This is a genomic window from Streptomyces sp. 7N604 (assembly GCF_052245475.1).
GTDB lineage: Bacteria > Actinomycetota > Actinomycetes > Streptomycetales > Streptomycetaceae > Streptomyces.
The window spans coordinates 62,539-88,197 of record NZ_JBQQBX010000016.1 but is presented as its reverse complement, the minus strand read 5'-3'; the positions used below and the strand labels follow the sequence as shown (position 1 = coordinate 88,197).

The window sequence follows — 25,659 nt, the reverse complement described above, 5'->3', positions numbered from 1 at the left end:
GGCGTCACCCGGAGCGGGTGATATCCGCGGAGCCTCGATGACACCCGGCTCATGCAGCGCGGAAGATAGCAGATTGGGTAATTTACCCCTGAAAATGCTTGATATCCGGTTCTCGAAGAGGAGGCTCCGGGATGGGCGACGCCGGCTCCGCGCTGTGGCTGTCGGAAACGTTTGCGGCCATGGCGAAGGCCCTGCACGGGCAGCCCTCACGCGACCAGATCCTGCAGGAGATCACGGAACTCGCCGCGACCGCCGCGGACGGCGCCCAGTACGCCGGGGTGACGCTGCTGCGCCGCGGCAAGGCCCTGGAGAGCCCCGCCTACACGCACCCGCTGGTGCTGTGCGTGGACCGCGCCCAGTCCGAGACCGGCGAGGGGCCCTGTCTGCGGGATCCGGGGGACACGAGCGGCGAGCCGGTGGTCCGTATCGAGAACATGGCGGGCGAGCGGCGCTGGCCCCGCTTCGCGCGCGAGGCCGCGGGCCTGGGCGTCGGCTCGATGCTCAGCTGCCGTCTCAACGACGAGCGGGACGCCACCGGATGCCTCAACCTCCTCTCGGCCGAGCCGGGCGCCTTCAGCGTCGACACCGCCAAGACGGTGGCCGTGCTGGCGACCCATGCGGCGATCGCCCTCTCCGCCGCGTCCGCGGTGGAGAACCTCTCCCACGCCGTCGCCAGCCGCCAGGTCATCGGCGAGGCGACGGGCATCCTCATGGAGCGCTACCGGGTGACCTCGCGCGAGGCCTTCGGGATGCTGGTCAAGGCGTCGCAGAGCCTGAACGTCAAACTGCGCGAGATCGCCCTCCACACCGTCGCGACCGGCCAGAATCCGGCGGAGCTGCGTCCGGCGGACTTCGCGGCCGCTCGCTCGTAGGGGGCGCGGAGTGGAACCGGTGGCGGCACTCGACCGGATCGCGTTCCTCCTCGAGCGCGCCCAGGCCCCCACCTACCGCGTGCGCGCCTTCCGTACGGCCTCCGCCGTGCTGGCCGGGCTGACGGCCGAGGAGGTGGAGCGGCGGGCCGCGACCGGCACGCTCGAGTCCCTGAAGGGCCTGGGCCCGAAGACTTCGCAGGTCGTACGGGAGGCGCTCAGGGGTGAGGTGCCGGGCTACCTGGCGAAGCTGGAGGCCGAGACCGCGCCGGAGCCGCTCGACGAGGGTGCGGCGAAGCTGCGCGCCGCGCTGCGCGGCGACTGCCATACGCACTCGGACTGGTCGGACGGCGGCAGCCCGATCGACGTGATGGCCAGGACCGCCGCGGAGCTGGGCCACGACTGGGCAGCGCTGACGGACCACTCCCCGCGGCTGACGGTCGCCCGCGGACTCTCCGCGGACCGGCTGCGCGAGCAGTTGGAGGTGGTCGCAGAACTGAACGAGGAGCTGGCGCCGTTCCGGCTGCTGACCGGAATCGAGGTCGACATCCTGCCCGACGGCTCCCTGGACCAGGAGCCGGAGCTGCTGGACCGCCTCGACGTGGTGGTGGCCTCGGTCCACTCCAAGCTGCGGATGGAGCAGGTGTACATGACGCGGCGGATGGTCGCGGCGGTCCGCAGTCCGCTGGTCGATGTACTGGGCCACTGCACGGGACGCCTCATCGGGAGCCGCCCGGAGTCGCAGTTCGACGCGGCGGAGGTGTTCGGCGCGTGCGCGGAGTCGGGGACCGCGGTGGAGATCAACTGCCGCCCGGAGCGCCTCGATCCGCCGCGCCGGCTGCTGCGGCAGGCCGTGGACGCCGGGGTGTTCTTCGCGATCGACACCGACGCGCACGCCCCGGGCCAGCTCGACTGGCACGTCCACGGGTGCGCCCGGGCCGCGGAGTGCGGCGTTCCGGGGGAGCGGGTCATCAACACCTGGACGGCTCACGGGCTGCTGACGTGGACCCGTACGCGCGAGGCCCCGCGCCCGGGGTGAGGCCGCCCCGGCGGTGACGGAGGGCCCGGATCCCGTACGGACCGCCCCATCGCGATTCGTACACCTGGCTGCGGCCATCACCACGTCGGGCGAATCACCGGCGGGGTGTCATGTTGCGCCCCTGAGCGGGGAGGAGATGTGATCAGCTGGCGCAGCGGCGCAGAGACGCTGCTGCTGCCGCACGCCCGCTCCTGTCCCGGCCGGAGGAGCCGACCCCGCGGTCAAGGCGAGGGCCCTCCCGCTGCATCGCGGGACCGGCTCCAGGCGCCCCCCTGCTGCCCGCCCCGGCCGGGACAGGATCCTCAACCCCGGCCCGGCAGGTCCGGGTCCAGGATCGAGGCAAAGCCGTCCTCGCGGGCCAGGCGCTCGAGGTCGTCCAGGGCCTCGCGGGCCCGCCCCGCGGCGGCCGGGTCGCGCTCCGCGAGGCCGCTCTCCAGGAACTCGTCCTCGTCCAGGCGCAGGATCGTCCTGTGGTCCGCCGAGAGCCAGAGGTCGAGGTCCAGGTCCTCGACGACGAGCGTGCCGCGCTCAACGCGGGCGGGCCGGGTCACGTCGCAGTACCAGCCCTTCACCCGGCCGTCGGCGGCGCGCACCTCCTTCACCGAGTACCAGCGGTCGCGCCAGTAGTGCTCGGTGAACACATCGCCGTACTCGAAGCGCACGAAGCCGAAGTCCCGCTCGGCCGCGCCCGCCCAGGGCGCGCGCACCACCAGGTGCGTGCCGTCGTCGCCGGTCACGACCGCGGGGTACCGCACGTCGGGGCGGGGGTGCTTGACCAGCCGCACCGTGACATCGCTGCCCGGAGTCAGGGGCGCGGGGGTGTGCGTGTCGTTCATGGGGCTCAGCCTCGTCCACCGCGCCGTGGGGGACCACTCAATTTTCCCCGGCGCTTCAGTGCTCCGCTTCTCCGCGCTTCAGCGCTCCGCACCGCCGAACCACAGGGGCAGCTCGTCGAGCGGCTCGTCGGTGAAGAACCGCACCATGAGATCGGTGAAGTCGTCCGGGCGCTCCAGCGGGATCATGTGGCCCGCCGCCTCCATGACCGCGACCCGCGAGCCGGGCAGGTCGGCGGCCATCTCCCGGCCGTGGCCCGGGGAGGAGAAGCGATCGTGCTCACCGTGCACAAAGAGCGTCGCAACGGGCGGCGGCACCGGTTCCGGGTCGTAGAGCGGGTGCCGCAGCAGCCGCTCGGTGTTCAGCACGAACCGGTCGACCTGACCCGGCGTCATCTGCTGGAACTGGCGCTCCAGCAGCCGGTACACGGCTCCGCGCCTGCGGACGACCGTCCGGTCCGCCAGCGGGGCGAACAGCTCGGCGGCGCGCCTCGCGAATTCCGCCTGCTCCTTGCGGCGCAGCAGCTCGACGCCGAACCGGAAGGTCTCCCGCAGCGGCCCCGGCAGCGTACGGCGGGTGCCGACGAGGGCCAGCCGCGCCACGCGGTCCGGGTGGCGCTGGGCGAAGCGGAGGCTGATCACTCCGCCATAGCAGGCGCCCATGACGTTCGCGGTGCGGATGCCGTTCCGGTCGAGGGTGTGCAGGACGGCGTCGGCGAGGAAGTCCATCCCGTAGCGCGCGGGGAGGGCGTCGGCGCCGCCCCAGCCGGGCAGGTCCACGGTGAGGACGGTGGTGATCTCCGCGAGTCTCGGCTCGTGTCTGGCCCAGGCGTACTTGTCCTGCGCCGCCCCGCCCAGCAGCAGGATGGGCGCCGTCCTCGCGTCGCGCTGCCGCAGCACGCGGCAGTCGTAGCGGAAGCCGCGGAAGGAGAGCCTGCGCAGCTCCTCCTCCGCCTGCCCGGGCCGGCGCGGAGCCGCGAAGGACAGGCCGGGTACGGCGACGGCGGATGCGGAAGCTGGGCTGGCGGTCAAGAAGGGCTCCATGCCATGGGGACAACTCCGGCCATGGGTACCCCGATACGGCGCCGGGCGCGAGCAACGTCACTCGGATACCGGCGCGCCGTGCGCCCGAGCGGGCTCTCGTTCGTGCCAGGCCGCAACCTCGCCGCGGCGGACGCGTTGACCGTGCAGTACGCGCGTGAGCACCCCCACGCCGGCCCCGGCGCGGCACCGTCGGCCGGTGCTCCGAGCGGGCGGGGCGGAGGGCCGGAGCAGCCCCCGGCCTTCCGGCACCGCCCCCTGTGGCGCCCGTTCCTTCTTCCGGCGGGCGCCACAGGCCTTTGCATCCACCTGTCGCCCACCGACCCGGCCGGAGCCGCCCGCGCGGCTACGCCGTGGACGTGTAGGGCGACATCTCGAGCAGCCGGGTGCGGGCGGTCTGCAGCCGGTGGGCGAGGATCTCCGCGACCGTGCGCAGCACGACCACGCCGAGCGCCGGATCCTCATCGCACAGCGCGCGCACCTGCGCCCCGTCGAACGCGTACGTGCGGACCGGGCTCAGCGCCTCGGCTCCGAAATCCCACTCGTAGGGCGGGAACAGCCACGACCAGCCCAGCAGATCACCGGGGCCGAGAGTGGCGACCGTAGCGCGCCGCCGGTCCGCCACGCGCAGATCGAGGGTGACCGCGCCCGAGCGGATGATCCAGAAGCCGGTCGCCCTCCCCCCTTCCTCGAAGATCCGGGCGTCCTGGGGGAAGGACACCTCCTGGGCCAGCTCCATCAGACGGTCGCGGATGCCGGTCGGCAGGGACCGCAAGAATCGGGGCGCAGTAGTCATGGGCGCGAGCCTCCTCGCCTCCGACGCCACTGCCAGGCGCCGCCGGGTTCGACGTACACCTGGTCATACCCCCATTGGACCCACTTTCGCGCGCCGACGGCATCCCGAGTCGCGACGATCAGCTGCCCGCGTACGTCCCGAAGCTCCAGAAGACTCCCCCGGGGTCCCGGACAGTGAAGCCGCGGGAGCCGTAGTCGGTGTCCTCCAGGCCCCGGACGACCGTGGCCCCGGCGGCCGTGGCGCGGGCGAAGAGGGCATCGGGGTCGTCGGTGACCGCGTAGACGGAGCCCGTGCCGGACGGCAGGTCCGCGATGACGCTGTCCTGGCGGGTGCTGCCGAGCATGACGCCTCCGCCGCCCGGCGTGTGCAGCTCGGCGTGGACGACCTCGTCCGGTGTGTCCCCGGTGTACAGGGCGGCGACCTCGAAGCCGAAGGCGTCGGTGAGGAAGCGGATGGCGGCGCGGGCGTCCCGGTAGTGCATGGTCGGCCACACCGCGGTACGGGTGCGTTCGATGGTGTTGTCGCTCATGGGCCCATGCTGCGCGGCCCGGGGCGCGGTGGGCTTGGACGAATGGGAACCGGGCCGGTCAGCGGGCCGTCAGCGGGGGTCGGAGGCGGCGGCCTCGACCGGCGGCAGCTCCTCGGCGGCGAGCCATGCGGAGGGCGGCATGCCGACGAGGTCGCGCCACTCGCGGGCCAGGTGCGACTGGTCGTAGTAGCCGCAGGCGGCCGCCGTCTCCGCCAGGGATGGCCGTGCGGGCAGGCACAGCATGCGCTTGGCGCGCTCGAAGCGCACGACGCGGGCTGCGTCCTTCGGCGTGAGCCCGAACTCGGCCGCGAAGCGTGAGGTCAGGTGGCGGCGGCTCCAGCCGATGTCGGCCGCCAGCGCCCCGACGCGTACGGCGCCGCCCGACTGCCGGACGCGCCGCCAGGCGTACGCGACCTCCGGCGCCACGACCGCCGTATCCCGGGCCGCGGCGGCGCGCCCGAGCGCCTCGTCGAGTACAGCGAACCGCTCGGCCCAGGTCGAGCCCGCCGCCATGCGCTCGGGCAGGTCCCGGGCGACGGCGGGGCCGAGCAGCTCGGACAGGTCGACGACGGCGGCCGCGATCCCGGCGGCGGGCAGACCCAGCAGCGTGCGGCAGCCCAGCGGCGAGAGCTCGAGCTGTACGCCGTACTGGTCGCCGTCGTGCGCGATGCCGACGGGCGCGGTGTGCAGGCCGCCGGCGAGCGCGGGGTGCGCCGTGGTCCGCTCCCCCGGAGTCCGGGCGACGCGCGTGGGCTCGCCCAGACTCACGACGACGGTGACCCAGCCGGAGGGCAGGCCCAGGTGGGTGCCGGGCGGATAACCGAGGTAGCGGTAGCCGAGACAGCGCCGGACGTACGGGCGCAACGCGGGCGCGGGCAGCCCTGCCGCGGAGTCCGTGACCCGAGTGCGTACGGCCATGCGGCCAGCCTAGGACGTACCCGGCGGGTCTTTCCCCGCAGTGCACCAAAGCCTGGCTACCTCTGGCTACCTCTGGCCCCATCCCGTAAGCAGGGGCCTCCACCCCCGGACACCGGCCCCCGGCTTTGGGGCGGAGCCCGAGCCGCCGAGTGGATGAACCCTCCCTCCCGCCGCACCGCTGGGACTTCCGCGGCTGGGTACGGGTGGTAGGGAAGAGGGCCCATCGCCAGGACGCTGTCCGAGGAGCAGTCGGCATGGAGTGGTTCGCGGATTCCGGCTACTGGCTGAGCCGGCTGGTCTTCCAGCGGGCCCTGGCGGCGCTCTATCTGGTCGCCTTCCTTGCCGCGGCGAACCAGTTCCGCGCGCTGATCGGCGAGCGCGGGATGACGCCGGTGCCGTTCTTCGTCGGGCGGGTGCCGTTCCGGGAGGCCCCCAGCATCTTCCACTTCCACTACTCGGACCGGTTCTTCGCCGCCGTCGCGTGGACCGGCGCCGCGCTCTCCGCGGCCGTGGCCGGCGGGGCGGCCGACGCCGTGCCGCTCTGGGCGTCGATGCTGATGTGGGCCGCGCTCTGGGTGCTGTATCTGTCGATCGTCAACGTCGGCCAGACCTGGTACGGCTTCGGCTGGGAGTCCCTGCTGTTGGAGGCGGGGTTCCTCGCGGTGTTCCTCGGGAACGAGCGCACCGCGCCGCCCGTCCTCATCCTCTGGCTGCTGCGCTGGCTGGTGTTCCGGGTCGAGTTCGGCGCAGGGCTGATCAAGATGCGGGGCGACCGCTGCTGGCGGGATCTGACGTGCCTCCACTACCACCACGAGACCCAGCCCATGCCCGGCCCGCTGAGCTGGTACTTCCACCATCTGCCCGGGCCGCTGCACCGCGTCGAGGTGGCCGCCAACCACGTGGCCCAGCTCGTCGTCCCCGTAGCGCTGTTCACACCGCAGCCCGTGGCGAGCATCGCCGCGCTCGCGATCATCGTTACGCAGCTGTGGCTCGTGGTGTCCGGCAACTTCGCGTGGCTGAACTGGGTGACCATCGTGCTGGCCCTGCCCGCGGTCCACGGCGCGCTGGCCGCCGACCTGCTGCCGCTGCCCGAGCCGCCGGAGTTCGGCGGTACGCCGGTCTGGTTCGAGGTTCTGGTGATCGCCGCGACCGCGCTGGTCGTCGTGCTCAGCTACTGGCCTGCCCGCAATCTGCTCTCCCGCACTCAGCAGATGAACCGTTCCTTCAACGCGTTCCATCTGGTCAACACCTACGGGGCGTTCGGCACCATCAGCCGCACCCGCCGCGAAGTGGTCGTCGAGGGGACCGACGAGCCGGAGATCACGCGCGACACCGAGTGGCGGGAGTACGAGTTCAAGGGCAAGCCCGGCGATCCGGCGCGGCTGCCGCCCCAAGTCGCCCCCTACCACCTCCGGCTCGACTGGCTGATGTGGTTCGCCGCGCTGTCGCCCGCGTACTCGCAGTCATGGTTCCTGCCGTTCGCCGAGCGCCTGTTGGAGAACGACCGGGCGACGCTGAAGCTGCTGCGCTCCAACCCCTTCCCCGCCACCCCGCCCACCCATGTGCGCGCCCGCCTCTACCAGTACCGCTTCACCACATGGCGGGAGCGGCGCGCGACGGGGGCGTGGTGGCACCGCACCCTGGTGGGCGAGTTCCTCCCGCCGGTGGCACTCGGAGGGTACGGCCGGTCGGCTGAACAGCCGTGATGGAAAGCCCCAATCGGGGCACACGGGGAAGGCGCAGCAAGCACGCGGCACCCGTGCCCCGAGAAAGGCGGTTACGACATGGCAGAGTTCCTCACCGACATCCAGACCATCAGGGAGCGGGCCCGGCGGGAGATCGACAAGGGTCCGGTGACGGATGTGTACGGCGCCGACCTGGAGCGGGTGATCCAGGTGCTCAACGAGGCGCTGGCCACCGAGATCGTCTGCACACTGCGCTACAAGCGGCACTACTACACCGCCACCGGGCTGTACTCGGAGCCGGTCGCCGCCGAGTTCCTCGAGCACGCCCAGGAGGAGGAGCAGCACGCCGACATGCTGGCCCAGCGCATCGTCCAGCTCGGCGGCCAACCGGACTTCAACCCCGACACCCTGACGCACCGGGCGCATGCCGAGTACGACGCCAGCCGCGACCTGATCGAGATGATCAAGGAAGATCTGGTGGCGGAGCGGGTGGCGATCTCGGCGTACACCGAGATCACCCAGTGGATCGGCACAGGCGACCCGACCACGCGGCGCATCTTCGAGAACATCCTGGCGCAGGAGGAGGAGCACGCGGATGATATGCGGGCGCTGCTGGAGCGCATTCCGCGCGACAGGCCCGGAGTCTGAGCCGGGATGACGAACCGGGGCCGGAGTGCCCGGACCTGACGGACGGCCCGCGCCGGGCCCTCACGGCCCGGCGGGCCCGTCAGGACCGCCGGCGGATCCGGCGGCGCCGCAGGAGCAGCAGGGCGGTACCGCCCCCGATCAGCGCGCCCGCCCCTCCGGCCAGCCACACCACCCCCGTCCGCCCGTGCGGGACATGGGCCGCCACACGGCTCATGACACTGCCCTCCTCCTCGCGCGGCGGACGCAGGATATGCCGGGTGACCGAACTCGGCGGAGTCTGCAGCCGGCCGACGGCCGAGACCTGCCCGGCCGAGGCGAAACCCCAGTCGAGCAGTGAACGAGCCTCCTCGTACACCGCGTTGGGCATCCCTGACTGGGGATTCATGACCGTGGCGACCAGGGTTCGCCCGCCCCGCCTTGCGGCGACGACGAGGGTGTTGCCAGCGTGGCTGGTGTAGCCGTTCTTCACGCCGATGAGCCCACGGTACGGGTCGAGGCCGGGGGCGCCGGTCAGCAGCCGGTTGGTGTTCTGGATCTGGAAGAAGCCCTTCTGCTTGCCGTTCGCCGCCCTGCCCATCGGGAACTTGGCGACCCCGGTGGAGCTGTAGCGGACGAAGTCGGGGTTGGCCAGACCCGCCAGCGCGAACAGGGACAGGTCGTACGCGGAGGAAACCTGGCCGGGTGCGTCGTAGCCGTCCGCCGAGACGACACGCGTGTCGTAGGCCCCCAGCGCGCGGGCCTTGGCGCGCATCTGGGCGATCGTCTCGGCCATCGACCCGTTCATCGCGGCCAGCGCGCGTACGGCGTCGTTGCCCGAGCGGAGGAAGACCCCGCGCCACAAGTCGGCCACGGCGTACGACTTCCCGGGCTTGATGCCGACCTGGCTGCTGCCTGCTCCGATGCCGGCGAGGTCCGCTTCTGTCACCGTGTGGAGCGCGGACTGCGGCAGCCTCGGCAGCACGGTCACCGCGAAGAGGGTCTTGAGCGTGCTCGCCGGGGCGAGCCTGCGGTGTGCGTCCTTGGCCGCGAGCACCTGGCCCGTACGAGCGTCGGAAATCATCCAGGACAGAGCCGTGAGCCCCGGGGGGAGCTCCGGTGCGCCGCGCCTCGGCAGCACCTGCACTCCGGGGCGGCCGAGCAGGGGCCCACCGACCGCGGCCGGAACGACGTGGTGCTGTCCCTCGCCGTCCGCGTGACCCGGCGCCACCGGGCCGGCGACTGTCAGACACGCGGCGGCGACAGCCGCCGCGCCGGTCCGCGTCTTCAGTCCAGGCATCGTGTCCATATCCGCACGGTAGGAAGGGTTGGCGACGGCTGCCGCGAGTTCCTGCTCCATCCGGGGATTTCCCGACTTCCCGTCAGATTTCTTACGGCGCAAGGAAACTGACGATTAGCTGTCTCGCTGTCAGATGGGAGCGAGGAGCGGCTGCTGTCCCGAGGGCGTCGCGGAGTCGGCCACCCAGCGGACGGCTCCGTCGAGTACCGACGTCTCCGGGGAGTCGACGAGATGGACGGCCATGCCCACGGTCCGGCCCAGTTGCTCCGGCAGACCGCCGAGCAGCGCCCCTCCCCCGGTGAGCACGAGACCGCGGCCGACCACGTCGTCCGCCACGACGGCCGGGCACTGTCCGATGACGGCGGTCACGGTGGCGGCGATCCGCTTGATCTCTGGTGCGACCACCCGCATGAGCTCACCGGCCGACATGATCGCGGTCTTGGGCAGATCGCTGATTCGGTCCCTGCCGCGCACCTGCACACAGGTGTTCCTGCCGGTGGCTGCCGCCCGGCTGAGGCTGATCTTGACCTCCTCCGCGGCCTCGGCGCCCAGAGCGAGGGTGTGCTCCCGGTGCAGATAGCCGCGCAGCGCCTCACCGAAGGCGTCGCCCGCGGTCGTCGTGGACTGGGCCGCCACCAGATTGCCGAACGCGAAGGCCGCGACCTCGGTCGTACCGGCGCCGATGTCGACGACCATCGTGCCGGTCGCGTCCCACACCGGAACCCCCGCCCCGATGGCGGCCAGCGTCACCTTCGGCAGCAGGTGGACCGAGCGGGCACCGGCGAATTCGAAGGCCTCCTCGACCGCGCGCTGCTGTACCTCGGTGGCCTGCGCGGGTACGCCCGCCACGACCCGCGGCGGCAGCCAGGAGCGCAGCCGCCCGCGGCGCTGCTGCCCGATGGCGTGCCACAGCAGCCGGGTCGCCGCGTCGAAGTCCGTGATCACTCCGCGGCGGATGGGCGCGACGGTCTCGATGGCCGGCGGCGTACGGCCCGCCATGCGCTTGGCCGGGTCGCCGACCGCCACGATCTTGCCGGTGCGGGTGTCCACGGCCAGCATCGAGGCGCCGTGGAAGGAAGCGCCTCTGGGGCCGCGCATCCGGATGCAGGAGGTGCCGAGGTCGACGGCCAGATGGCTGGCGCCGAGAGCCTGAGGCAGAGGCATGGGGGATCCTTTCGCCACTGGCGACGAGTTGTGGCTCCAGACTCGGTCGGCGACGGGTGCCCACCCGTACACCACCCCCTGCCCTCCCTCGAAAGAGTGCGACGATCCGGTAGTCGTATCCGCCGTCCAGCCCTCTTCACCGGCAACCGCGTTCACGCGGCGCCCGGCGGGCGGTCACAACATCCTTCCAGCTGCCCCTGCCCTCTTGGCCCGGCCGCCCGCCTGCCCAACACTGTGCGCATGACGCAGCGCGCTCAGCTCACGGTGCTCCTGGACCGGCTGGCCATCGACGATCTGATCACGGGTTACGCGAGGGCGGTCGACGACGGCGACTGGCAGGCCTACCGAAGCCTCTTCACCCACGACGGGCGCGCCGACTACCGCTCATCCGGGGGGATCGAGGGGCCTGCCGCCGACGTCTCGACGTGGCTGGAGGAGGTGATGCGGCTCTTCCCCGTACGCCAGCACCTGATCGTCAACCGGCAGGTGCGGATCGAGAGCGTGGACGGGGCGCCCGGGGACACCGCGGTGCTCCACGCGGACTACGTCAATCCGATGCGGCTGGACGGACGCGACGGGCAGCACGTGACGATCCCGAACTACTCCTCCGGCGGCCGGTACACCTTCGGTCTGCGCCGCACGGAAGCCGGATGGCGCGTGCACGAGGTCGTCGTGCACGAGAAGTGGCGCCGGACCTCGGAGGGCCTCGTACCACAGCGCGGCTGACGGCGCAGCGGGCCGTTCTCCAGCGGTTGCGGGCTCCGGCCGGCTCGCCGATAGACGTCACATGAGCGTGAAGCACCGATGCCTGTCGATCGTGGCAGCCGCCGGCGTCGTCGGAGTGGCGCTCACCGCCGCCCAGTCGACGGGGGCCGGGGATACCGGCGGGGCCGGAGCCGGCCCCGTCCCCGGGCCCGAGAAGCGGCCCGCGCCCGCCCTGACCGCGAGGCCGCTGTCCTTCGACTACGGCCGCAGCACCCCGGCCCAGTCCATCGGCACCCCGCGCTCCGGCATCTGCTACCCGCTCGGCAGCGAGACCGCCGCCACCGCTTTCCGGAACAACACCGAGCTGCGCGCCCGGCTCCACTCCTCGCCCGGCTGCGGCGGGAAGCCCGGCCCCACGCCGGCACCCGGGCAGAGCCTCAGGAACGCCCCGCCCAGCGCGAGTGTGGTGTTCAGCGTGGGACGACGGCGCCCGGGTGGACCGCGGTGCAAGAGCTCCCCGGCCACCGGCTCGGACTCGGTCCACGGGATGACGAAGAGCGCGCGCTCGCCGGTCTCCGGGCTCGATGGCGTGTGCGAGGTGGCGCCGGTGCGGGTGAGTGCGGGGCGCGGGAAGTGACCGGAGTGCGCCGGAGAGCGTTGGTTGACCGTGACAACGATGCAGCTTCGACGGGCCACGGCACGGCGCAGGCCGCTGACCAGGCCACCAGAAGGCGAATCGGTTCCCCAGCCGACGGACGCGCCGATCTACTCGGCGATGGTCGAGCGCTGGACGTCGGCGGGCAAAGCCGTCCCGGGGCAGTACGATCGCGAGTGGATCAACCTGACGCGACGGCCGCCCTGGCCCGGCCACTGACCAGCGACCGTACGGGGCGCGGCCGTACCGCGCGTCGGGAACCCTTCGGTCGTGCCGAGGCGCACGACCGGGGTGACGAAATCCGTACACAGGAGGGATTCATCGTGGCCACGACGCGCACCGCGCACACGGTCTGGGACGGCAACCTGCTCGAGGGCAAGGGCACCGTCACCTTCGACTCCTCGGGGATCGGCGACTACCCGGTCTCCTGGCCCGCGCGCGCCGAACAGCCGGACGGGAAGACCAGCCCCGAGGAGCTGATCGCGGCCGCCCACTCCGCCTGCTTCTCGATGGCGCTGTCGAACGGCCTCGCCAAGGCCGGCACACCTCCGACGCAGCTGCGGACGCAGGCGGAGGTCACCTTCCAGCCGGGCACCGGCATCACGGGCATCCACATCACCGTGCAGGGCCAGGTGCCGGGTCTCGACGAGGCGGGCTTCACCTCCGCCGCCGAGGACGCGAAGGCCAACTGCCCGGTCAGCCAGGCCCTTTCCGGCACAACCATCACGCTCACCGCCAAGCTGGCCTGACCCGGGCCGCAGGGAACCCCAGGAAGGCGCCGCCGGCCGGATCTCCCGCCGGCGGCGCCTGTGCGGGCGCACCGCCTGCGCGCTCTCAGAGGCGGACGCCCTTCGATGCCAGATACGACACGGGGTTGATGTCCGAGCCGTACTTGGCCGTCTTGCGCACCTCGAAGTGAAGGTGCGGTCCGGTGGTCCTCCCGGTGTTGCCGGAGTAGCCGATCAGGGACCCGGTCGCCACCCGCTTCCCGGGCCGTACGAGCACCTTCGAGAGGTGCGCGAAGAGCGTGTAGCGCCCGTCGTCCATGCGTATCAGCACCATCAGGCCGTAGTCGCCGCCGCGGCCCGCCTTCGTGACGACGCCGGAGCCGACGGAGCGGACCGGGGTGCCGACCGGCACGGCGAGGTCGACGCCCGTGTGGTGTCCGGCGATCCAGTTGCCGGGGATCCCGTAGGCGGCCGACACCTTGCCGGAGCTGATCGGCTTGGTCCAGGAGCCCGGCGGGCCTTCGAGCGGCTCGCCCGACCCGGCGTCGGTCTCCTCGTCGGTCTCCTCATCGGTCTCCTCATCGTCCGAGTCCTCGTCCTCGGAGTCCTCCTCCGTGCCCCACCCGTCCCCGTACGGCAGGTCGAGGTCGGGGTAGTACGAGTCGGGGTCGTACTCGTCCACCTGGGGTTCCGGCTCCCAGGGCTCGTCGGAGTGCGCGTCCGAGGCCGCGGCACGGGAGCCCGGCCCGTAGGCCTCCCCGTCCGGCCCCTGCGGCTGCTGCGCCGCGGGCGGCTGCCCGCCCTGCGCCCAGGCGCTGCCCGCGGCGGGGACGACTCCGAGTGCCCCGACGAGGCCGCCGCATATGAGGCGCCGGACGGTGCGCCGACGGGGGCTGAGGTGCTTTCCGCGACGTATGTCTTCCGGGCTCACTGGGTGTCCTTTCGGTACGGGTCCGCGCCACGCACCCATGGCACCCCTACGCCCCGTCAAGCGCACCCGCCGCAATGGCGGAACGCGTCCCGCCAACGGAGCATCAGCGCGTCCCGCGAATGCCGCAACGGCGCAGGTGGCGCGGGCGGAGCGGCCGTCCGGAGCAACGACCTCGCGCAGCGCCGCCCATCGGGTGAACCGCTCCCCCCGTCCGGTGCGGCCGCGGGCCGGGGCGCGACCGCGCCGGCCGTACGGCCGCGGGTGCCATGCTGGAGGCGTGGACGGCACGTACGAGGAGTGGTTCTCGCGGCGCGCGGAGGCGGTGCTGTGGACGCGGACGGCGGGCCGGGCGCCGCACCGCGTCCTGCCCGACGGCTGCACCGACCTGATCTGGCTCGACGGGCAGCTGGTCGTGGCAGGTCCTGACACGCGGGCGCATGTGCCCGGAAGCTCGCCGGGCACGCGCTATGTGGGGCTGCGGTTCCCGCCGGGCCGCGGCCCCGACGTGCTGGGTGTGCCGGCGCACGAGCTGCGGGACCTGCGCGTACCGCTGGCAGCGCTCTGGCCGGGCGGGCGGGTGCGGCGGCTGGCCGAGCGCGTCTCCGGCGCGGCGGATCCCGCGGCGGCCCTGGAAGCGATCACCACCGACCGGCTGCGCGACTCTCCGCCGCCCGATCCGCTCCTGGCGGCGGTCGTGGCGGGCCTGCGCGCGGGCGAGACCGTGTCCGCGGTCGCGCGGGCGGCCGGTCTCGGCGAGCGGCAGCTGCACCGGCGCTGCCTGGCAGCCTTCGGGTACGGGCCGAAGACGCTGGCCCGGGTGCTGCGGATGAACCGCGGTCTGGCGCTGGCCCGCGCCGGCACCCCGTACGCCGAGGTCGCGGCGCTCGCGGGGTACGCCGACCAGGCCCACCTCGCCCGCGAGGTCAAGGCCCTGGCCGGGGTTCCGCTGGGCGAACTGGTGCCCTGAGGCCCGTCCGGATCTTCGTCGGGTGCTGCCGGTTCGGCACGGCCGGTCCACGCCAGGGGGCTCCTGCCGGGGGCAACCGGCAGTGCCGGGCGAGCACGACCCGCGCCTGTCCGACCGCCCCCAGCGGGAGCGTCACGGCAGTGGCGCGAAGAGATCGACGCCGTTGCCGTCCGGGTCGAGGACGGTGGCGTAGCGCATCCCCCAGAAGGCGTCCCAGGGCCCCAGGTGGCCCGTGTAGCCGGCGTCGAGGAGTGCGTCGTACGTCCGGTCCACGTCGGCGGGGTCGTCGCAGGCGAAGGCGAGCGCGAGCCGGTGACCGCCCTGCGGGGGCGTCCAGGACGGGTCGAAGGAGCGGACGGTCTCCTCGGTGTCCCAGGCGATGCGCAGTCCGCCGGGCAGCTGGGCCTCCACGTGCGGCTGCGTTTCGGCGTCGGCCGGGATGTCGAGGCCGAGCCTGCGGTAGAAGGCGAGCGAGGCGGCCATGTCGGAGACGACGAGGCCGATGAGATCGATTCGAGGTGCCATATCCGCAGCGTAGACAGCGGGCGGGCGCCGGTCTTGAACGAATCGGACAGCGAACCCGGCGCACCCCCCGGCAGCACCCGGCCCCGGTCACGCCGCGGGTTCGCCCCGGTACGGGGCCCGCACCGTAGCGGCCTGAGCCCTGCACGGCCGACACAATCTGACGGGCCATCATGAGACCCTGCTCGCATGACGGTTCGTCACCCCGCACTGCACGGCAAGGCCGCCATCGTCACCGGCGCCTCCCGCGGCATCGGCTTCGCGGTCGCGCAAGCCCTGGTCGCGGCCGGGGCCGGGGTATGCGTCACCGCACGGGATCCGGCCGGACTCCGTACGGCCGTTGAGCGGCTGCGCGCCTCCGGCGGCCGGGCCGTCGGCTGCGCCGGGTCCGTCGCGGTCCCCGAACACCTCGAGGCCTGCGTGGCGCTGGCGGTGGCGGAACTCGGCGGCGCGGACATCGTGGTGAACAACGCCGCCACCAACACCCCGTTCGGCCCGCTCATGGACATCGACCCGGCGGGCTGGCGTGACGCCTTCGCGGTCAATGTGGAAGCGCCGCTCCGCCTGGTCCAGTGCGCCTGGCGGGCCTGGCTGCGCGAGCACGGAGGCGCGGTGGTCAACATCGGCACCGAGGGCGCGCACGGCGTGGGCCCGCACGTCGGCGCGTACGGGACGAGCAAGGCGGCCCTGCTCCACCTCACCCGGCAACTCGCCGGGGAACTCGCCCCCGCCGTACGGGTCAACGCCGTCTCCCCCGGCCTGGTGCGCACGGAGATGGCGCGCTTCGTCTGGGAGCGGGCAGAGCCGGAGATCGCGGACGGGCTGCCGCTGGGGCGGATCGGGGAGCCGGACGACATCGCCCGGGCCGTGGTCTGGCTCGTCTCCGACGAGGCGGACTGGGTGACGGGCGCGGAGCTGGTGGTCGACGGCGGTACGCGCGTACGGGCCGCCCGGACCGGGGCCCCGGAGCCGTACGCGGTGCACGAGCGGCTCCGGGCGCACGGTGGTTGACGGTCACGGTTGACCGCCCGTGGAGCGCCGCGCGCGGCAGAGGTGAGCGGCAGCTGCTCAGCGGCTGCCGCTCGGGAAGGGCGGAGAGGTCGCGGGCGGGGTGGCCGGCCCCCTCCCGCCGGGGTCACGCTTCGCGAGGAGGCCTCATGCCCGCGCCCGCGGTGACGTCGCGTCCGGGCCCCATGGCCGCGCCCGCGGTGATCAGGCCGAGGAGGCACACGACAGCGCCCACGACAACGTTGTTCCAGATCATCCCGGCGTCGGGGAAGCGCGTGACCACCCACGGCGAAATGATCAGCCAAGCCCCCATCGGGGCCAAGGTCCAGCCCAGGCCTCCTATCCTCTCCGGCACGGCGGCGAGTCCGACGGCCATCAGCGCGATGGCGATTCCCAGAACGAGGTTGTTGAGAGTCAGCTCGGGGCGGGCACCCGAGAAGTGCACCGTCCACGGCGAGATGGCGCAGTACACGCCGGCGAGGAACCCCAGTCCCTCGATGGCGGGAGCACTCCGCCCTTCGAGCATGTGTGCGTACCGGTCCCGCATTTCATGTACGTCCGGGTGAGTCGCAATGTCACCTGGGCGATGCGAGAGATCGGCCATTCCTGCTCGCCTCCTTCGGTCCATACATCTCTGTTCGCACTGCCCGGCATCGGGCGAGCAGTACCATTGTGCGCTTTGGAACGGTTTATGGATAGATGCCTGCCTAAAATGCGCCGACCCCCGGACCAGGGGGCGACTCGTGGTCACGGTGGCGCAGCGCACGGCCGCTCCTGACCGGCCGCGCCCCGCCCGACCGAGCGGCCACACCTCCAGGCGCGGCCCATAACCCGCGGCGGGTGGGGGAAACTGAGCACATGTCTGCTCCGCGCCGCGCCTGCCCCGTCTGCCGCCGCCAGATCGCCGTGGTCGGCGGGCGGCTGGCCCGGCACGACCCTCCGGGCCGCCGTACGGTCCTCGGGCTCGTCTCGTGCCCCGGCTCGCGTCGGCTCACGTCCGCCGGCGACACCCAGCCGCCGCTCATCGATCTGGACGCCCCGCCGTTCCCGGGCCAACTCCCGCTGTTCTGACCCCTGCGGGTCACTCCGCGCCGAACAGCTTCAGCAGCTCGCCCTTGCCGAACATACGGGCCGTGTCCACGGCGGACGGCGTGCCCGCCTCCGGGTCGGCGCCGGCCGCGAGCAGTGCGCGAATCACCTCATCCTCACCCTTGAAGACCGCGCCGGCGAGCGGCGTCTGGCCGCGGTCGTTGGCCCGGTCCGGGTCGGCGCCGCGGCCCACCAGCGCCTCCACGGCGGCCGCGTGGCCGTGGTAAGCGGCGAGCATGACGAGCGAGTCACCCTTGTCGTTGGTGAGGTTCGCGGGAACGCCCGCATCGACGTACGCGGCCAGGGCGGCGGTGTCGCCGGACCGCGCGAGGTCGAAGATCCTCGACGCCAGCTCGACGACCTCCGGATCGACCTGATCCGCGCCGTCGCCGGCTTCCGGAGCACTCATCCGTTGATCCGCCTTCCAGGTTCCGCGCGCCCGTCCGAGTGATTCGCCAGCCTACTGCGGCGCCCGGGACATGCCCCGGACCGCCCGGGGCAATGATCGGCCCAGGAGCGGCCTTCCGCCCGCAGTGCGGCGATTCCGCTCAACCAACCGGGGGATTTCCATGACAATTCGCCCGTTTGCGGCTTTCTCCTCGTGGATACATGCTGCGATCCTGGATGAACTCATGGTGACGGCGATCGTCCCCCACCACTCAGGAGAACCTCATGATTCTGTCCATCTCGGGCGTCATGCTGCTCGCCATCATCGTCTTCCTGTTCCTCCGGAAGGACGGACTCAAGGCCTCCCACGCCGTGGTCTGCGCGCTCTTCGGTTTCTTCCTGGCGGGCACCGCCATCGCCCCCAGCATCAGGGCGGGCAGCGCGAGCCTGGCCAGCCTCCTGGGCGGAATCAAGTTCTAGCCGCGGCCGCGCACTCCGCGGCCGCGCACTCCCGCGACGACCGACACCGTCACCCGCGCCCCGCAACGGCCCCCGCACCCGCAGCACGTCTCAGCGTCAGGACATCAGGAGAACGAACGTGGCCCGGCGTCCACTGCCCCGCATCCTCAATCCCAGCGCGCCGATCGCCCGCAGCCGCGACTTCGCGCGCACGGCAGCCGACAGCGCCACCGACGTGCTCCATCCTCTTATCGTCATCAGCCGCGGCCTGCGCCGCCTGGCCGCCGCCGGGCGGCGCCGCTGGTCCGCGACACCGAGCGAGCGGCGCGGGCCCGCGCTTCTCACGGCGGCGGCCTGCGCGGTGGCGGTCGCCCTCATGCCGTACGGGCCGCTGGTCGCGCTGATCGCGCTCATGGGCGCGGCCGCGTGGGCGGGCCACGACCGCACCCCCGCCGCGACCGGCCCGGGCGAGGCCGAGCTCGGCCGACTGCGCGTCCTCTACGAGGCCCTGGTGCCGTACTTCTGCACCGCGGACGACCCGAGCCCGCTCTACGCGCACGGCGGCGACTGGCAACAGGCCTTCTCCGCCTACGAATTCGACGACGACGGGCGGCTCGCCCGGCTCCAGCTGCGCTACCCGCCGTACTTCACGGACGGCGATCCCCAGTCCCGCGACCGTATCGAGCAGTTGCTGCAGGCCAAGTGCGGCCGCGGCCGTGAGTACCTTTTCGAGTGGGACGAGGAGGCGAACGAGCTCGCCCTGACCGTGTTGCCGCCGCTGCCCACCGACATCTGCGCCCAGCGCTTCATCACCGCGCCCGGCGAGACGGTCCTCGGCTTCACGGACGCGGGCGGTGTGCAGCGCACCGTCCCCGTGACGGGTGCGGACGGCACGCGCGACGCCCCGCCGGTGATGTGGCGCACCGGGCCGCGCTCCACGGAGCCGCATCTGCTCGCGCTCGGCCACAGCGGAACCGGTGTCACGACCCTGGTGCGCTCGATCGCCCTCCAGGCACTGCACCAGGGCGATGTGCTGGTGGTGGACGGCAGCGGCACCGGCGAGTACGCGTGCCTGGTCGGGCGGCAGGGCGTACTGGCCGTGGAATGCGGTCTCGGGGGCGCCCTGGCGTCCCTGGAATGGGCCGCCAACGAAACCGAGCGCCGGCTGATCTCCGCCAACCGGGCCCGCCAGGCCGGGCGTCCGGCACCGCAGGACACGCGCAGACAGCTGTGGATCCTGCTCGACCGGCCGGCCGGGCTCAGCCTTCTCGCTGCCGCGGAGAGGCGGCGGGATCCGCAGGAGCTGCTGCAGGTTCCGCTGCGGCACGGCCGGACGGTCGGTGTCACGGTCGTCGTCGGCGACCAGCTCGACCACGCCGACGCGCTGTCCGAGACCGTACGGTCGCACACCCGGGCGCGGGTGGTCCTCGGCCCCGCCGACCCGCGGCAGGCGCACGCCGTGCTGGGCGTGCCGCCGCACACCACGCCGGTTCCCGGCATGCCACCGGGGCGCGGGTACGCGCGCGTGGGCACGGGCCCGGTACACCGGCTCCAGGTGCCGGCCACCCCCGACCCGTATGACGACACGGCGAGCGAGACGCACCGCCGGGCGGTCCTCGAGCTGCTCCCCGACCGGCTGGACGCCGTCCCTCCCGCGGCCCGTCGTCCGCCGGAGCACGCCGACACGTGACCCCCGAACGGCCGTACCCAGCGCGCGAAAGCGGCTCACCGAAGCACACGATGAGCCGGATGGAGGCCTTCACGGCGGCCCTCCAGACCGTGAGGAAGCGGGTATTCAATGGCTGAGAACACGGCACAGGCGCCAACCAAGAGAACAGAACTGATCGGCGAACTCTTCTCCGAGTTCGCCGGCACCATGGTCCTCATCCTCTTCGGCTGCGGCGTAGTGGCACAGTTCGCCGCAAGCATCTATTTGGCCGACGGGACACTCGGCGATCACGACAGCATCTCCTGGGCCTGGGGCATCGGCGTCACCCTGGGCATCTATGTCGCGGCACGGCTCAGTGGCGCCCACATCAACCCGGCGGTCACCCTCTCGCTGGCAGCCTTCAAGGGCTTCCCATGGCCCAAGGTGCTGCCCTACATGGTGGCTCAGACGGCCGGCGCGTTCGTCGCAGCGCTGCTGGTGCGCTGGAACTACACCGAAACGCTGGCCGCGGCCGACCCCGGCCACACCCTCAAGACTCAGTTTGTGTTCAACACCCTCCCCGGCAACGGGGCGCTGCCGGTGAGCGAGATGGGCGCGTTCCGGGACCAGATCATCGGCACCGCGATCCTGGTGATGCTGGTCTTCGCGGTCACCGACCTGCTCAACACCCCGCCGGGGGCCAATCTGGCTCCGTTCATCATCGGCCTCATCGTGGTCGGGATCGGCATGGCCTGGGGTACGGACGCCGGGTACGCCATCAACCCCGCCCGTGACTTCGGCCCCCGTCTCGCGAGCTTCATCACCGGCTACGACAGTGCCTGGCGAGATCAGTACGGGAATCTCTATTTCTGGGTTCCCATCCTGGGCCCGCTGATCGGCGGCCCGGTCGGTGCCGCCTTCTACAAGTTCTGCATCAGCCGCTTCCTGGAAGCGCGCCCGCCGCAGGAACCGGGGCGAGTTCCCACGCCCGAGGGCGAGACCCCCTGACATCTCCAGTCCAGGACATCCCGTACGACCCTACGAGAGGCGGCAGAGATGCCAGAGTTCGTCGGTGCGGTGGACCAGGGAACCACCAGCACCCGTTTCATGATCTTCGATCACGCGGGCAACGAGGTGGCGAGGGACCAGCTCGAGCACCGGCAGATCCTGCCGCGCTCGGGGTGGGTCGAGCACGACCCGGTGGAGATCTGGGAGCGCACCAACACCGTGATGCAGAACGCGCTGCGGAACGGCGGGCTGACGGCCGCCGACCTGGCCGCGATCGGCATCACCAACCAGCGAGAGACGACGGTGATCTGGGACCCTCGCACGGGCCGCCCGTACTACAACGCCGTCGTCTGGCAGGACACCCGTACGGACGCCATCGCCGCGGCCCTGGACCGCGACGGCCGCGGCGATGTCATCCGGCGCAGGGCCGGTCTTCCTCCGGCGACGTACTTCTCCGGCGGCAAGATCCAGTGGCTGCTGGAGCACGTCGACGGGCTGCGCGAGGCCGCGGAAGCGGGCAACGCGCTGTTCGGCACGACCGACAGCTGGGTGCTGTGGAACCTCACCGGCGGTCCCGACGGCGGCATTCACGCCACCGACGTGACCAACGCCAGCCGCACGATGCTGATGGACCTGGAGACGCTGGACTGGGACGACGAACTCCTGAGCTTCTTCGGCGTCCCGCGCGCCATGCTGCCGCGCATCAACCCCTCGGCCTCACCCGAGGGGTTCGGGCGGTCCCGTACCGGCCGGCCGCTGCGCGCGGCCATTCCGATCGCCGGGGTGCTGGGCGACCAGCAGGCCGCGACCGTGGGCCAGGTCTGTTTCGCGCCGGGCGAGGCCAAGAACACCTACGGCACCGGCAACTTCCTGCTGCTCAACACCGGTACGGAGCCGGTCCATTCGCAGTTCGGGCTGCTGACCACCGTGGCCTACCAGTTCGAGGGCAGCCCCGCGATCTACGCCCTCGAGGGTTCCATGGCCGTCACGGGCGCGGCGGTGCAGTGGCTGCGCGACCAGTTGAAGATCATCGCCAGTGCCGCCGAGAGCGAGCGGCTCGCCCTGACGGTCGAGGACAACGGCGGGGTCTACTTCGTACCGGCGTTCTCCGGCCTGTTCGCGCCGTACTGGAAGTCCGACGCCCGCGGCGCGATCGTGGGTCTGACTCGCTTCAACACCGGCGGCCACCTGGCGCGGGCCACCCTGGAAGCCATCTGCTACCAGAGCCGCGACGTGGCGGAGGCCATGGAGCGCGACTCCGGCGTCCATCTCGACGTGCTCAAGGTGGACGGCGGCGTGACCGCCAACGACCTGTGCATGCAGATCCAGGCCGACATTCTCGGCGTACCGGTCAGCCGCCCGGTCGTCGCCGAGACCACCGCACTCGGCGCCGCCTACGCGGCCGGACTCGCCACCGGGTTCTGGCGGGACACGGATGAACTGCGCACCCACTGGGCGGAGTCCAAGCGCTGGGACCCGCAGTGGAGCGAGGAACAGCGCGAGGAGGGCTACGAGGGCTGGAAGAAGGCCGTGGAGCGCAGCATGGGCTGGGCGAAGGTCGGCTAGGTGAGTTGGTGAGGTCGACTCGGTCGGCCGGCTGGACGAGTCGGCGGCGGCCCGTCAGGCCACCAGGCTGCGCGGGGTGTCGGCCGCGGCGGGTGCGCCGGTCTCGACGAGGTGGGCCGCGGCCGCCAGGCGGGTGGCCGCGGTGTCCGCGAGCGCGCCGCCGACCGTGAACGGCAGCCGTACGAAGCCCTCGAAGGCCCCGTCGACGCCGAACCGCGGCCCCGACGGCACCCGCACGCCGAGCCGCTCGCCCGCCTCCGCGATCCGCGAGCCGGACAGGCCGCCGGTGCGGACCCAGAGCGTGAGGCCGCCGCTGGGGACGGTGAACTCCCAGCCCGGCACGTGCCGCCCGAGGGCGGCGACCAGGTCGTCGCGGTTCTCACGCGCCTGGGTGCGGCGGATGTCGCCCGCCGCGTCCCAGCCGCCGTCGCCCAGCAGCCAGGTGACGGCGAGCTGTTCGACGACAGGAGAGCCGAGGTCGGTGTAGGCGCGGGCGGCGACGAGGCTGCGGATGACGTCGGGGGCCGCGCGGACCCATCCGATGCGCAGCCCGGCCCAGAAGGCCTTGCTTGCGGACCCGACCGTCACGACCGTGCTGCCCGAGGGGTCGAACGCCGAGACCGGGGACGGCAGTTCGGCCTCCGGGTCGTGGCGCAGCTCGGACATCGTCTCGTCGACGACCAGGACGGTGCCGGCGGCGCGCGCGGCCGCCACCATCGCCCGGCGCTGGTCCTCGCTCGCCAGAGCGCCGGTGGGGTTGTGGAAGTCGGCCATCACGTACGCCATGCGCGGCGCGGCGTCCCGCAGCACTTGCCGCCAGACCGGGATGTCCCAGCCCGTGAGCCCGTCGGCCATGGCGACCGGTACGAGCCGGGCCCCGGCGTCGCGCATCAGCTGCAGCACGTTGGCGTACGACGGCGACTCGACGGCGACGCGCTCACCGCGGGCCGCGAAGAGATGACAGATAGCGGCGACGGCGCCCATGGCGCCGGTGGTCACCATGATCTGCTCGGGCATGGTCGCGATTCCGCGGGCGGTGTAGCGGTCGGCGAGGGCCTGGCGCAGGTCGGGGAGGCCTGCCGGATAGTCGCCGTGGGTGTGGGCGTACGGCGGGAGTCCTTCGAGGGCGCCCTGGAAGGCCTTGGTGAGCCAGGGCTCGGGGGCGGGCAGCGCCGCGCAGCCGAGGTCGATCATCGAACCGGCCGCCTCGGGCGGGAGCGGGTCGAGGCCGCGGGTGGGCAGCGGGCTGCCCGCGGGAACGGCGGTCCAACTGCCCGCTCCGCGCCGCGATTCGAGGAACCCCTCTCCGCGCAGGGCCTCGTACGCGGATGCCACGGTCGTACGGCTGAGGGCGAGCGCGGCGGCGAGCTCGCGCTCGGCCGGGAGCCGGGCCGCCACCGGGACCCGGCCTTCGAGGACGAGCAGGCGCACCCCGTCGGCGAGCGCGCGGTAGGCGGGCAGCCTGCGGCCGGCTGCGGTCTCGCGCGCGGCCACGCTCTGGGACCGGAGCAGCCGGGCGAGCTGCGCGGCACCCACCGCCGAAGTCCACTGACCCATCTTTCCAGTCCACCTTCCCCGGATTGGCCATGGAAGCAGTCCATTCCCCTGCCACAGGGTGGCACGAGCCAGGCCACTTTCACCACCGGGGAGGGAACTTTGTCCGGATCAGGCGGATGGAGCGGATGGAGCGGATCACACGGAGAGGGAGGACCAGGCGAACGGGGAGGGTCGGGCAGGCGGGGACGACCGCACGAGCCGGGACGGTCGTCGCGCAGGCTCACCCGGCGCCTCGTCCAGCTGTACGCCGGTCTGGTGCTGTACGGCGCGAGCGCGGCGTTGCAGGTGCGCGCGGGCCTCGGTCTTGACCCCTGGGACGTGTTCCACCAGGGGGTTTCGGAGCACTCCGGGCTGTCGATCGGCGTGGTGTCGATCATCGTCGGCGCGGTCGTCCTGCTGCTGTGGGTCCCGCTGCGCCAGTGCCCCGGGCTCGGCACGGTGTCGAACGTCGTGGTGGTCGGCCTCGCGATGGACGCGACCCTGGCGGTCGTTCCGGCTCCGCACGGCCTGGGCCTGCAAGTCCCGCTGCTGGCCGCCTCGATCGTGCTGAACGGCATCGCGACCGGTCTTTACATCTCGGCGCGCTTCGGACCAGGGCCGCGCGACGGCCTGATGACCGGCCTGCACCGGCGAACAGGCCGCTCGATACGACTCGTACGGACCGGGATCGAGGTGTCGGTGCTCGCGACGGGCTTCGTCCTCGGCGGCTCCGTGGGGGTGGGCACCGTGGCGTACGCGCTGGCGATCGGGCCGCTCTCGCAGCTCTTCCTGCGGGTGTTCGCGATTTCGCTGCCGGATGGCCCGCGTTCACTTGTGGTGGCTCACGGCGGTCCCGCGGAGGACGCCATACTGCCGCGGTGACTCCACTGCACCCCTTCCTCGAGCATCCGGCCACGCTCGCCTTCGCCCACCGGGGCGGGGCCGCGGACGGCTTGGAGAACACCGCGGCCGCCTTCCGGCGCGCGATCGGCGCCGGCTACCGCTACCTGGAGACCGATGTGCACGCCACGTCGGACGGCACGCTGGTCGCCTTCCACGACCCGGTCCTGGACCGGGTCACCGACGCGAGCGGGCGGATCGCGGAGCTGCCGTGGTCGGAGGTGCGGCACGCGCGCGTGGCCGGGTCGGAACCCGTGCCGCTCTTCGAGGAACTGCTCGAGTGCTTCCCCGAGGCGCGCTGGAACGTGGACGTCAAGGCGGAGGCGGCCCTCGTACCCCTGGTGGAGCTGATCGGGCGGACCGGCGCGTGGGACAGGGTGTGCATCGGCTCGTTCTCGGAAGGCCGGGTGACCCGCGCTCTGAAGCTGGCCGGACCGCGGTTGGCGACCTCGTACGGCACCCGGGGCGTTGTCGGCCTGCGGCTGCGGTCGTACGGCCTCCCGGCCCGCGTGCGGCGCACCGCGGTCGCGGTGCAGGTGCCGGAGCGCCAGTCCGGGATACGGGTCGTGGACCGCGCGTTCGTTCGGGCCGCGCACGCGCGCGGGCTGCAGGTGCACGTGTGGACGGTGAACGACGCGGACCGGATGACCTCGCTCCTCGACCTCGGAGTGGATGGCATTATGACCGACCACATCGACACGCTGCGCACGGTGCTGACCGCCCGCGGGGCCTGGGCCTGACCATGCCCCTTC

Annotated in this window: 29 protein-coding genes; 17 read left to right on the top strand and 12 right to left on the bottom strand. The window is 72.5% G+C overall.

Annotated elements, in window-relative coordinates:
• Window positions 1-131 precede the first annotated feature (131 nt).
• Together ACTWP8_RS18975 and ACTWP8_RS18970 are read left to right on the top strand one after the other, a co-directional pair.
• Window positions 132-872, top strand: coding sequence for a GAF and ANTAR domain-containing protein (locus ACTWP8_RS18975; protein ID WP_443323321.1), 741 nt, complete (start codon window positions 132-134; stop codon window positions 870-872).
• Between the two features lie 10 nt (window positions 873-882).
• Window positions 883-1,908 (top strand): PHP domain-containing protein, encoded by a 1,026-nt coding sequence (locus tag ACTWP8_RS18970; protein WP_443323320.1) that lies wholly within the window; start codon window positions 883-885, stop codon window positions 1,906-1,908.
• A gap of 302 nt (window positions 1,909-2,210) precedes the next feature.
• On the opposite strand, the gene ACTWP8_RS18965 is transcribed toward ACTWP8_RS18970, so the two are convergent.
• From ACTWP8_RS18965 to ACTWP8_RS18945, 5 genes are all read right to left on the bottom strand, one after another.
• The gene (locus ACTWP8_RS18965) at window positions 2,211-2,744 is read right to left on the bottom strand and encodes a DUF402 domain-containing protein (RefSeq protein ID WP_443323319.1); all 534 of its coding nucleotides are present in this window, start codon (window positions 2,742-2,744) and stop codon (window positions 2,211-2,213) included.
• Between the two features lie 78 nt (window positions 2,745-2,822).
• Window positions 2,823-3,773 carry an alpha/beta fold hydrolase gene (locus ACTWP8_RS18960; RefSeq protein ID WP_443323318.1) on the bottom strand — a complete coding sequence of 317 codons (951 nt, stop codon included), beginning with the start codon at window positions 3,771-3,773 and terminating at the stop codon, window positions 2,823-2,825.
• Between the two features lie 355 nt (window positions 3,774-4,128).
• Window positions 4,129-4,578 carry a Crp/Fnr family transcriptional regulator gene (locus ACTWP8_RS18955; protein WP_443313775.1) on the bottom strand — a complete coding sequence of 150 codons (450 nt, stop codon included), beginning with the start codon at window positions 4,576-4,578 and terminating at the stop codon, window positions 4,129-4,131.
• A 118-nt stretch (window positions 4,579-4,696) separates the two neighbouring features.
• Window positions 4,697-5,107, bottom strand: coding sequence for a VOC family protein (locus ACTWP8_RS18950; RefSeq protein WP_443323317.1), 411 nt, complete (start codon window positions 5,105-5,107; stop codon window positions 4,697-4,699).
• Between the two features lie 69 nt (window positions 5,108-5,176).
• Window positions 5,177-6,025 carry a helix-turn-helix domain-containing protein gene (locus ACTWP8_RS18945; RefSeq protein WP_443323316.1) on the bottom strand — a complete coding sequence of 283 codons (849 nt, stop codon included), beginning with the start codon at window positions 6,023-6,025 and terminating at the stop codon, window positions 5,177-5,179.
• Window positions 6,026-6,279: 254 nt separating this feature from the next.
• Here ACTWP8_RS18945 and ACTWP8_RS18940 point away from each other — a divergent pair, with 254 nt between their 5' ends.
• On the top strand, window positions 6,280-7,731 hold the full coding sequence (locus ACTWP8_RS18940) for a lipase maturation factor family protein (RefSeq protein ID WP_443323315.1): 1,452 nt from the start codon (window positions 6,280-6,282) through the stop codon (window positions 7,729-7,731).
• A gap of 78 nt (window positions 7,732-7,809) precedes the next feature.
• Window positions 7,810-8,358, top strand: coding sequence for a ferritin-like domain-containing protein (locus ACTWP8_RS18935; RefSeq protein ID WP_443323314.1), 549 nt, complete (start codon window positions 7,810-7,812; stop codon window positions 8,356-8,358).
• Between the two features lie 79 nt (window positions 8,359-8,437).
• Here the strand turns inward: ACTWP8_RS18935 and ACTWP8_RS18930 are convergent, their stop codons facing one another.
• Window positions 8,438-9,643, bottom strand: coding sequence for a D-alanyl-D-alanine carboxypeptidase family protein (locus ACTWP8_RS18930; RefSeq protein ID WP_443323313.1), 1,206 nt, complete (start codon window positions 9,641-9,643; stop codon window positions 8,438-8,440).
• 120 nt (window positions 9,644-9,763) lie between these two features.
• Window positions 9,764-10,798, bottom strand: coding sequence for a rod shape-determining protein (locus ACTWP8_RS18925; RefSeq protein ID WP_443323312.1), 1,035 nt, complete (start codon window positions 10,796-10,798; stop codon window positions 9,764-9,766).
• A 240-nt stretch (window positions 10,799-11,038) separates the two neighbouring features.
• Between ACTWP8_RS18925 and ACTWP8_RS18920 the strand changes: the two genes are divergently transcribed.
• The 4 genes from ACTWP8_RS18920 (at window position 11,039) to ACTWP8_RS18905 (ending at window position 12,907) form a co-directional block, all read left to right on the top strand.
• Window positions 11,039-11,524 carry a nuclear transport factor 2 family protein gene (locus ACTWP8_RS18920; RefSeq protein WP_443323311.1) on the top strand — a complete coding sequence of 162 codons (486 nt, stop codon included), beginning with the start codon at window positions 11,039-11,041 and terminating at the stop codon, window positions 11,522-11,524.
• Window positions 11,525-11,585: 61 nt separating this feature from the next.
• A complete protein-coding gene (locus ACTWP8_RS18915) occupies window positions 11,586-12,140 on the top strand; it encodes a hypothetical protein (RefSeq protein ID WP_443323310.1) in 555 nt (184 codons plus the stop codon).
• Between the two features lie 39 nt (window positions 12,141-12,179).
• Window positions 12,180-12,377, top strand: a complete 198-nt coding sequence (locus tag ACTWP8_RS18910) for a hypothetical protein (RefSeq protein ID WP_443323309.1) — start codon at window positions 12,180-12,182, stop codon at window positions 12,375-12,377.
• A gap of 104 nt (window positions 12,378-12,481) precedes the next feature.
• On the top strand, window positions 12,482-12,907 hold the full coding sequence (locus ACTWP8_RS18905; protein WP_443323308.1) for an OsmC family protein: 426 nt from the start codon (window positions 12,482-12,484) through the stop codon (window positions 12,905-12,907).
• Between the two features lie 85 nt (window positions 12,908-12,992).
• On the opposite strand, the gene ACTWP8_RS18900 is transcribed toward ACTWP8_RS18905, so the two are convergent.
• Window positions 12,993-13,817: a peptidoglycan DD-metalloendopeptidase family protein gene (locus tag ACTWP8_RS18900; RefSeq protein ID WP_443323307.1), complete on the bottom strand. Its 825-nt coding sequence runs from the start codon at window positions 13,815-13,817 to the stop codon at window positions 12,993-12,995.
• A 277-nt stretch (window positions 13,818-14,094) separates the two neighbouring features.
• Here ACTWP8_RS18900 and ACTWP8_RS18895 point away from each other — a divergent pair, with 277 nt between their 5' ends.
• Window positions 14,095-14,784 carry a helix-turn-helix domain-containing protein gene (locus ACTWP8_RS18895; protein ID WP_443323305.1) on the top strand — a complete coding sequence of 230 codons (690 nt, stop codon included), beginning with the start codon at window positions 14,095-14,097 and terminating at the stop codon, window positions 14,782-14,784.
• Window positions 14,785-14,916: 132 nt separating this feature from the next.
• On the opposite strand, the gene ACTWP8_RS18890 is transcribed toward ACTWP8_RS18895, so the two are convergent.
• On the bottom strand, window positions 14,917-15,309 hold the full coding sequence (locus ACTWP8_RS18890; protein WP_443323304.1) for a VOC family protein: 393 nt from the start codon (window positions 15,307-15,309) through the stop codon (window positions 14,917-14,919).
• Between the two features lie 186 nt (window positions 15,310-15,495).
• Between ACTWP8_RS18890 and ACTWP8_RS18885 the strand changes: the two genes are divergently transcribed.
• Window positions 15,496-16,317 (top strand): SDR family oxidoreductase, encoded by an 822-nt coding sequence (locus tag ACTWP8_RS18885; protein WP_443323303.1) that lies wholly within the window; start codon window positions 15,496-15,498, stop codon window positions 16,315-16,317.
• A gap of 124 nt (window positions 16,318-16,441) precedes the next feature.
• On the opposite strand, the gene ACTWP8_RS18880 is transcribed toward ACTWP8_RS18885, so the two are convergent.
• Window positions 16,442-16,918: an SPW repeat protein gene (locus ACTWP8_RS18880; protein WP_443313790.1), complete on the bottom strand. Its 477-nt coding sequence runs from the start codon at window positions 16,916-16,918 to the stop codon at window positions 16,442-16,444.
• Window positions 16,919-17,172: 254 nt separating this feature from the next.
• On the opposite strand from ACTWP8_RS18880, the gene ACTWP8_RS18875 reads away from it, so the two are divergent.
• Entirely contained in the window at window positions 17,173-17,385 is a 213-nt protein-coding gene (locus ACTWP8_RS18875) for a hypothetical protein (RefSeq protein ID WP_443323302.1), read from the top strand.
• A gap of 10 nt (window positions 17,386-17,395) precedes the next feature.
• On the opposite strand, the gene ACTWP8_RS18870 is transcribed toward ACTWP8_RS18875, so the two are convergent.
• The gene (locus ACTWP8_RS18870; RefSeq protein ID WP_443323301.1) at window positions 17,396-17,812 is read right to left on the bottom strand and encodes an ankyrin repeat domain-containing protein; all 417 of its coding nucleotides are present in this window, start codon (window positions 17,810-17,812) and stop codon (window positions 17,396-17,398) included.
• 263 nt (window positions 17,813-18,075) lie between these two features.
• Here ACTWP8_RS18870 and ACTWP8_RS18865 point away from each other — a divergent pair, with 263 nt between their 5' ends.
• From ACTWP8_RS18865 to glpK, 4 genes are all read left to right on the top strand, one after another.
• A complete protein-coding gene (locus tag ACTWP8_RS18865; RefSeq protein ID WP_443313793.1) occupies window positions 18,076-18,270 on the top strand; it encodes a hypothetical protein in 195 nt (64 codons plus the stop codon).
• Window positions 18,271-18,388: 118 nt separating this feature from the next.
• A complete protein-coding gene (locus ACTWP8_RS18860) occupies window positions 18,389-19,939 on the top strand; it encodes a hypothetical protein (protein WP_443323300.1) in 1,551 nt (516 codons plus the stop codon).
• Window positions 19,940-20,047: 108 nt separating this feature from the next.
• Window positions 20,048-20,905 (top strand): MIP/aquaporin family protein, encoded by an 858-nt coding sequence (locus ACTWP8_RS18855; RefSeq protein WP_443313795.1) that lies wholly within the window; start codon window positions 20,048-20,050, stop codon window positions 20,903-20,905.
• 48 nt (window positions 20,906-20,953) lie between these two features.
• Window positions 20,954-22,471, top strand: a complete 1,518-nt coding sequence (gene glpK / locus ACTWP8_RS18850) for a glycerol kinase GlpK (RefSeq protein WP_443323299.1) — start codon at window positions 20,954-20,956, stop codon at window positions 22,469-22,471.
• A 54-nt stretch (window positions 22,472-22,525) separates the two neighbouring features.
• Here the strand turns inward: glpK and ACTWP8_RS18845 are convergent, their stop codons facing one another.
• Window positions 22,526-24,028 (bottom strand): SCO1417 family MocR-like transcription factor, encoded by a 1,503-nt coding sequence (locus tag ACTWP8_RS18845; RefSeq protein ID WP_443323298.1) that lies wholly within the window; start codon window positions 24,026-24,028, stop codon window positions 22,526-22,528.
• A 48-nt stretch (window positions 24,029-24,076) separates the two neighbouring features.
• Between ACTWP8_RS18845 and yczE the strand changes: the two genes are divergently transcribed.
• Together yczE and ACTWP8_RS18835 are read left to right on the top strand one after the other, a co-directional pair.
• Window positions 24,077-24,889, top strand: a complete 813-nt coding sequence (gene yczE / locus ACTWP8_RS18840; protein ID WP_443323414.1) for a membrane protein YczE — start codon at window positions 24,077-24,079, stop codon at window positions 24,887-24,889.
• A complete protein-coding gene (locus ACTWP8_RS18835; RefSeq protein WP_443323297.1) occupies window positions 24,886-25,647 on the top strand; it encodes a glycerophosphodiester phosphodiesterase in 762 nt (253 codons plus the stop codon). The genes yczE and ACTWP8_RS18835 overlap by 4 nt, the downstream gene beginning before the upstream one ends.
• Window positions 25,648-25,659: the final 12 nt, after the last annotated feature.

Excerpts from the sequence above, each read along its gene's own strand:
- ACTWP8_RS18975 (WP_443323321.1), top strand. The coding sequence starts at position 132 with ATGGGCGACGCCGGCTCCGCGCTGTGGCTGTCGGAAACGTTTGCGGCC.
- ACTWP8_RS18965 (WP_443323319.1), bottom strand. The coding sequence starts at position 2,744 with ATGAACGACACGCACACCCCCGCGCCCCTGACTCCGGGCAGCGATGTC.
- ACTWP8_RS18955 (WP_443313775.1), bottom strand. The coding sequence starts at position 4,578 with ATGACTACTGCGCCCCGATTCTTGCGGTCCCTGCCGACCGGCATCCGC.
- ACTWP8_RS18950 (WP_443323317.1), bottom strand. The coding sequence starts at position 5,107 with ATGAGCGACAACACCATCGAACGCACCCGTACCGCGGTGTGGCCGACC.
- ACTWP8_RS18945 (WP_443323316.1), bottom strand. The coding sequence starts at position 6,025 with ATGGCCGTACGCACTCGGGTCACGGACTCCGCGGCAGGGCTGCCCGCG.
- ACTWP8_RS18940 (WP_443323315.1), top strand. The coding sequence starts at position 6,280 with ATGGAGTGGTTCGCGGATTCCGGCTACTGGCTGAGCCGGCTGGTCTTC.
- ACTWP8_RS18935 (WP_443323314.1), top strand. The coding sequence starts at position 7,810 with ATGGCAGAGTTCCTCACCGACATCCAGACCATCAGGGAGCGGGCCCGG.
- ACTWP8_RS18930 (WP_443323313.1), bottom strand. The coding sequence starts at position 9,643 with ATGGACACGATGCCTGGACTGAAGACGCGGACCGGCGCGGCGGCTGTC.
- ACTWP8_RS18925 (WP_443323312.1), bottom strand. The coding sequence starts at position 10,798 with ATGCCTCTGCCTCAGGCTCTCGGCGCCAGCCATCTGGCCGTCGACCTC.
- ACTWP8_RS18920 (WP_443323311.1), top strand. The coding sequence starts at position 11,039 with ATGACGCAGCGCGCTCAGCTCACGGTGCTCCTGGACCGGCTGGCCATC.
- ACTWP8_RS18915 (WP_443323310.1), top strand. The coding sequence starts at position 11,586 with ATGAGCGTGAAGCACCGATGCCTGTCGATCGTGGCAGCCGCCGGCGTC.
- ACTWP8_RS18910 (WP_443323309.1), top strand. The coding sequence starts at position 12,180 with ATGCAGCTTCGACGGGCCACGGCACGGCGCAGGCCGCTGACCAGGCCA.
- ACTWP8_RS18890 (WP_443323304.1), bottom strand. The coding sequence starts at position 15,309 with ATGGCACCTCGAATCGATCTCATCGGCCTCGTCGTCTCCGACATGGCC.
- ACTWP8_RS18885 (WP_443323303.1), top strand. The coding sequence starts at position 15,496 with ATGACGGTTCGTCACCCCGCACTGCACGGCAAGGCCGCCATCGTCACC.
- ACTWP8_RS18880 (WP_443313790.1), bottom strand. The coding sequence starts at position 16,918 with ATGGCCGATCTCTCGCATCGCCCAGGTGACATTGCGACTCACCCGGAC.
- ACTWP8_RS18875 (WP_443323302.1), top strand. The coding sequence starts at position 17,173 with ATGTCTGCTCCGCGCCGCGCCTGCCCCGTCTGCCGCCGCCAGATCGCC.
- ACTWP8_RS18870 (WP_443323301.1), bottom strand. The coding sequence starts at position 17,812 with ATGAGTGCTCCGGAAGCCGGCGACGGCGCGGATCAGGTCGATCCGGAG.
- ACTWP8_RS18865 (WP_443313793.1), top strand. The coding sequence starts at position 18,076 with ATGATTCTGTCCATCTCGGGCGTCATGCTGCTCGCCATCATCGTCTTC.
- ACTWP8_RS18855 (WP_443313795.1), top strand. The coding sequence starts at position 20,048 with ATGGCTGAGAACACGGCACAGGCGCCAACCAAGAGAACAGAACTGATC.
- glpK (WP_443323299.1), top strand. The coding sequence starts at position 20,954 with ATGCCAGAGTTCGTCGGTGCGGTGGACCAGGGAACCACCAGCACCCGT.
- ACTWP8_RS18845 (WP_443323298.1), bottom strand. The coding sequence starts at position 24,028 with ATGGGTCAGTGGACTTCGGCGGTGGGTGCCGCGCAGCTCGCCCGGCTG.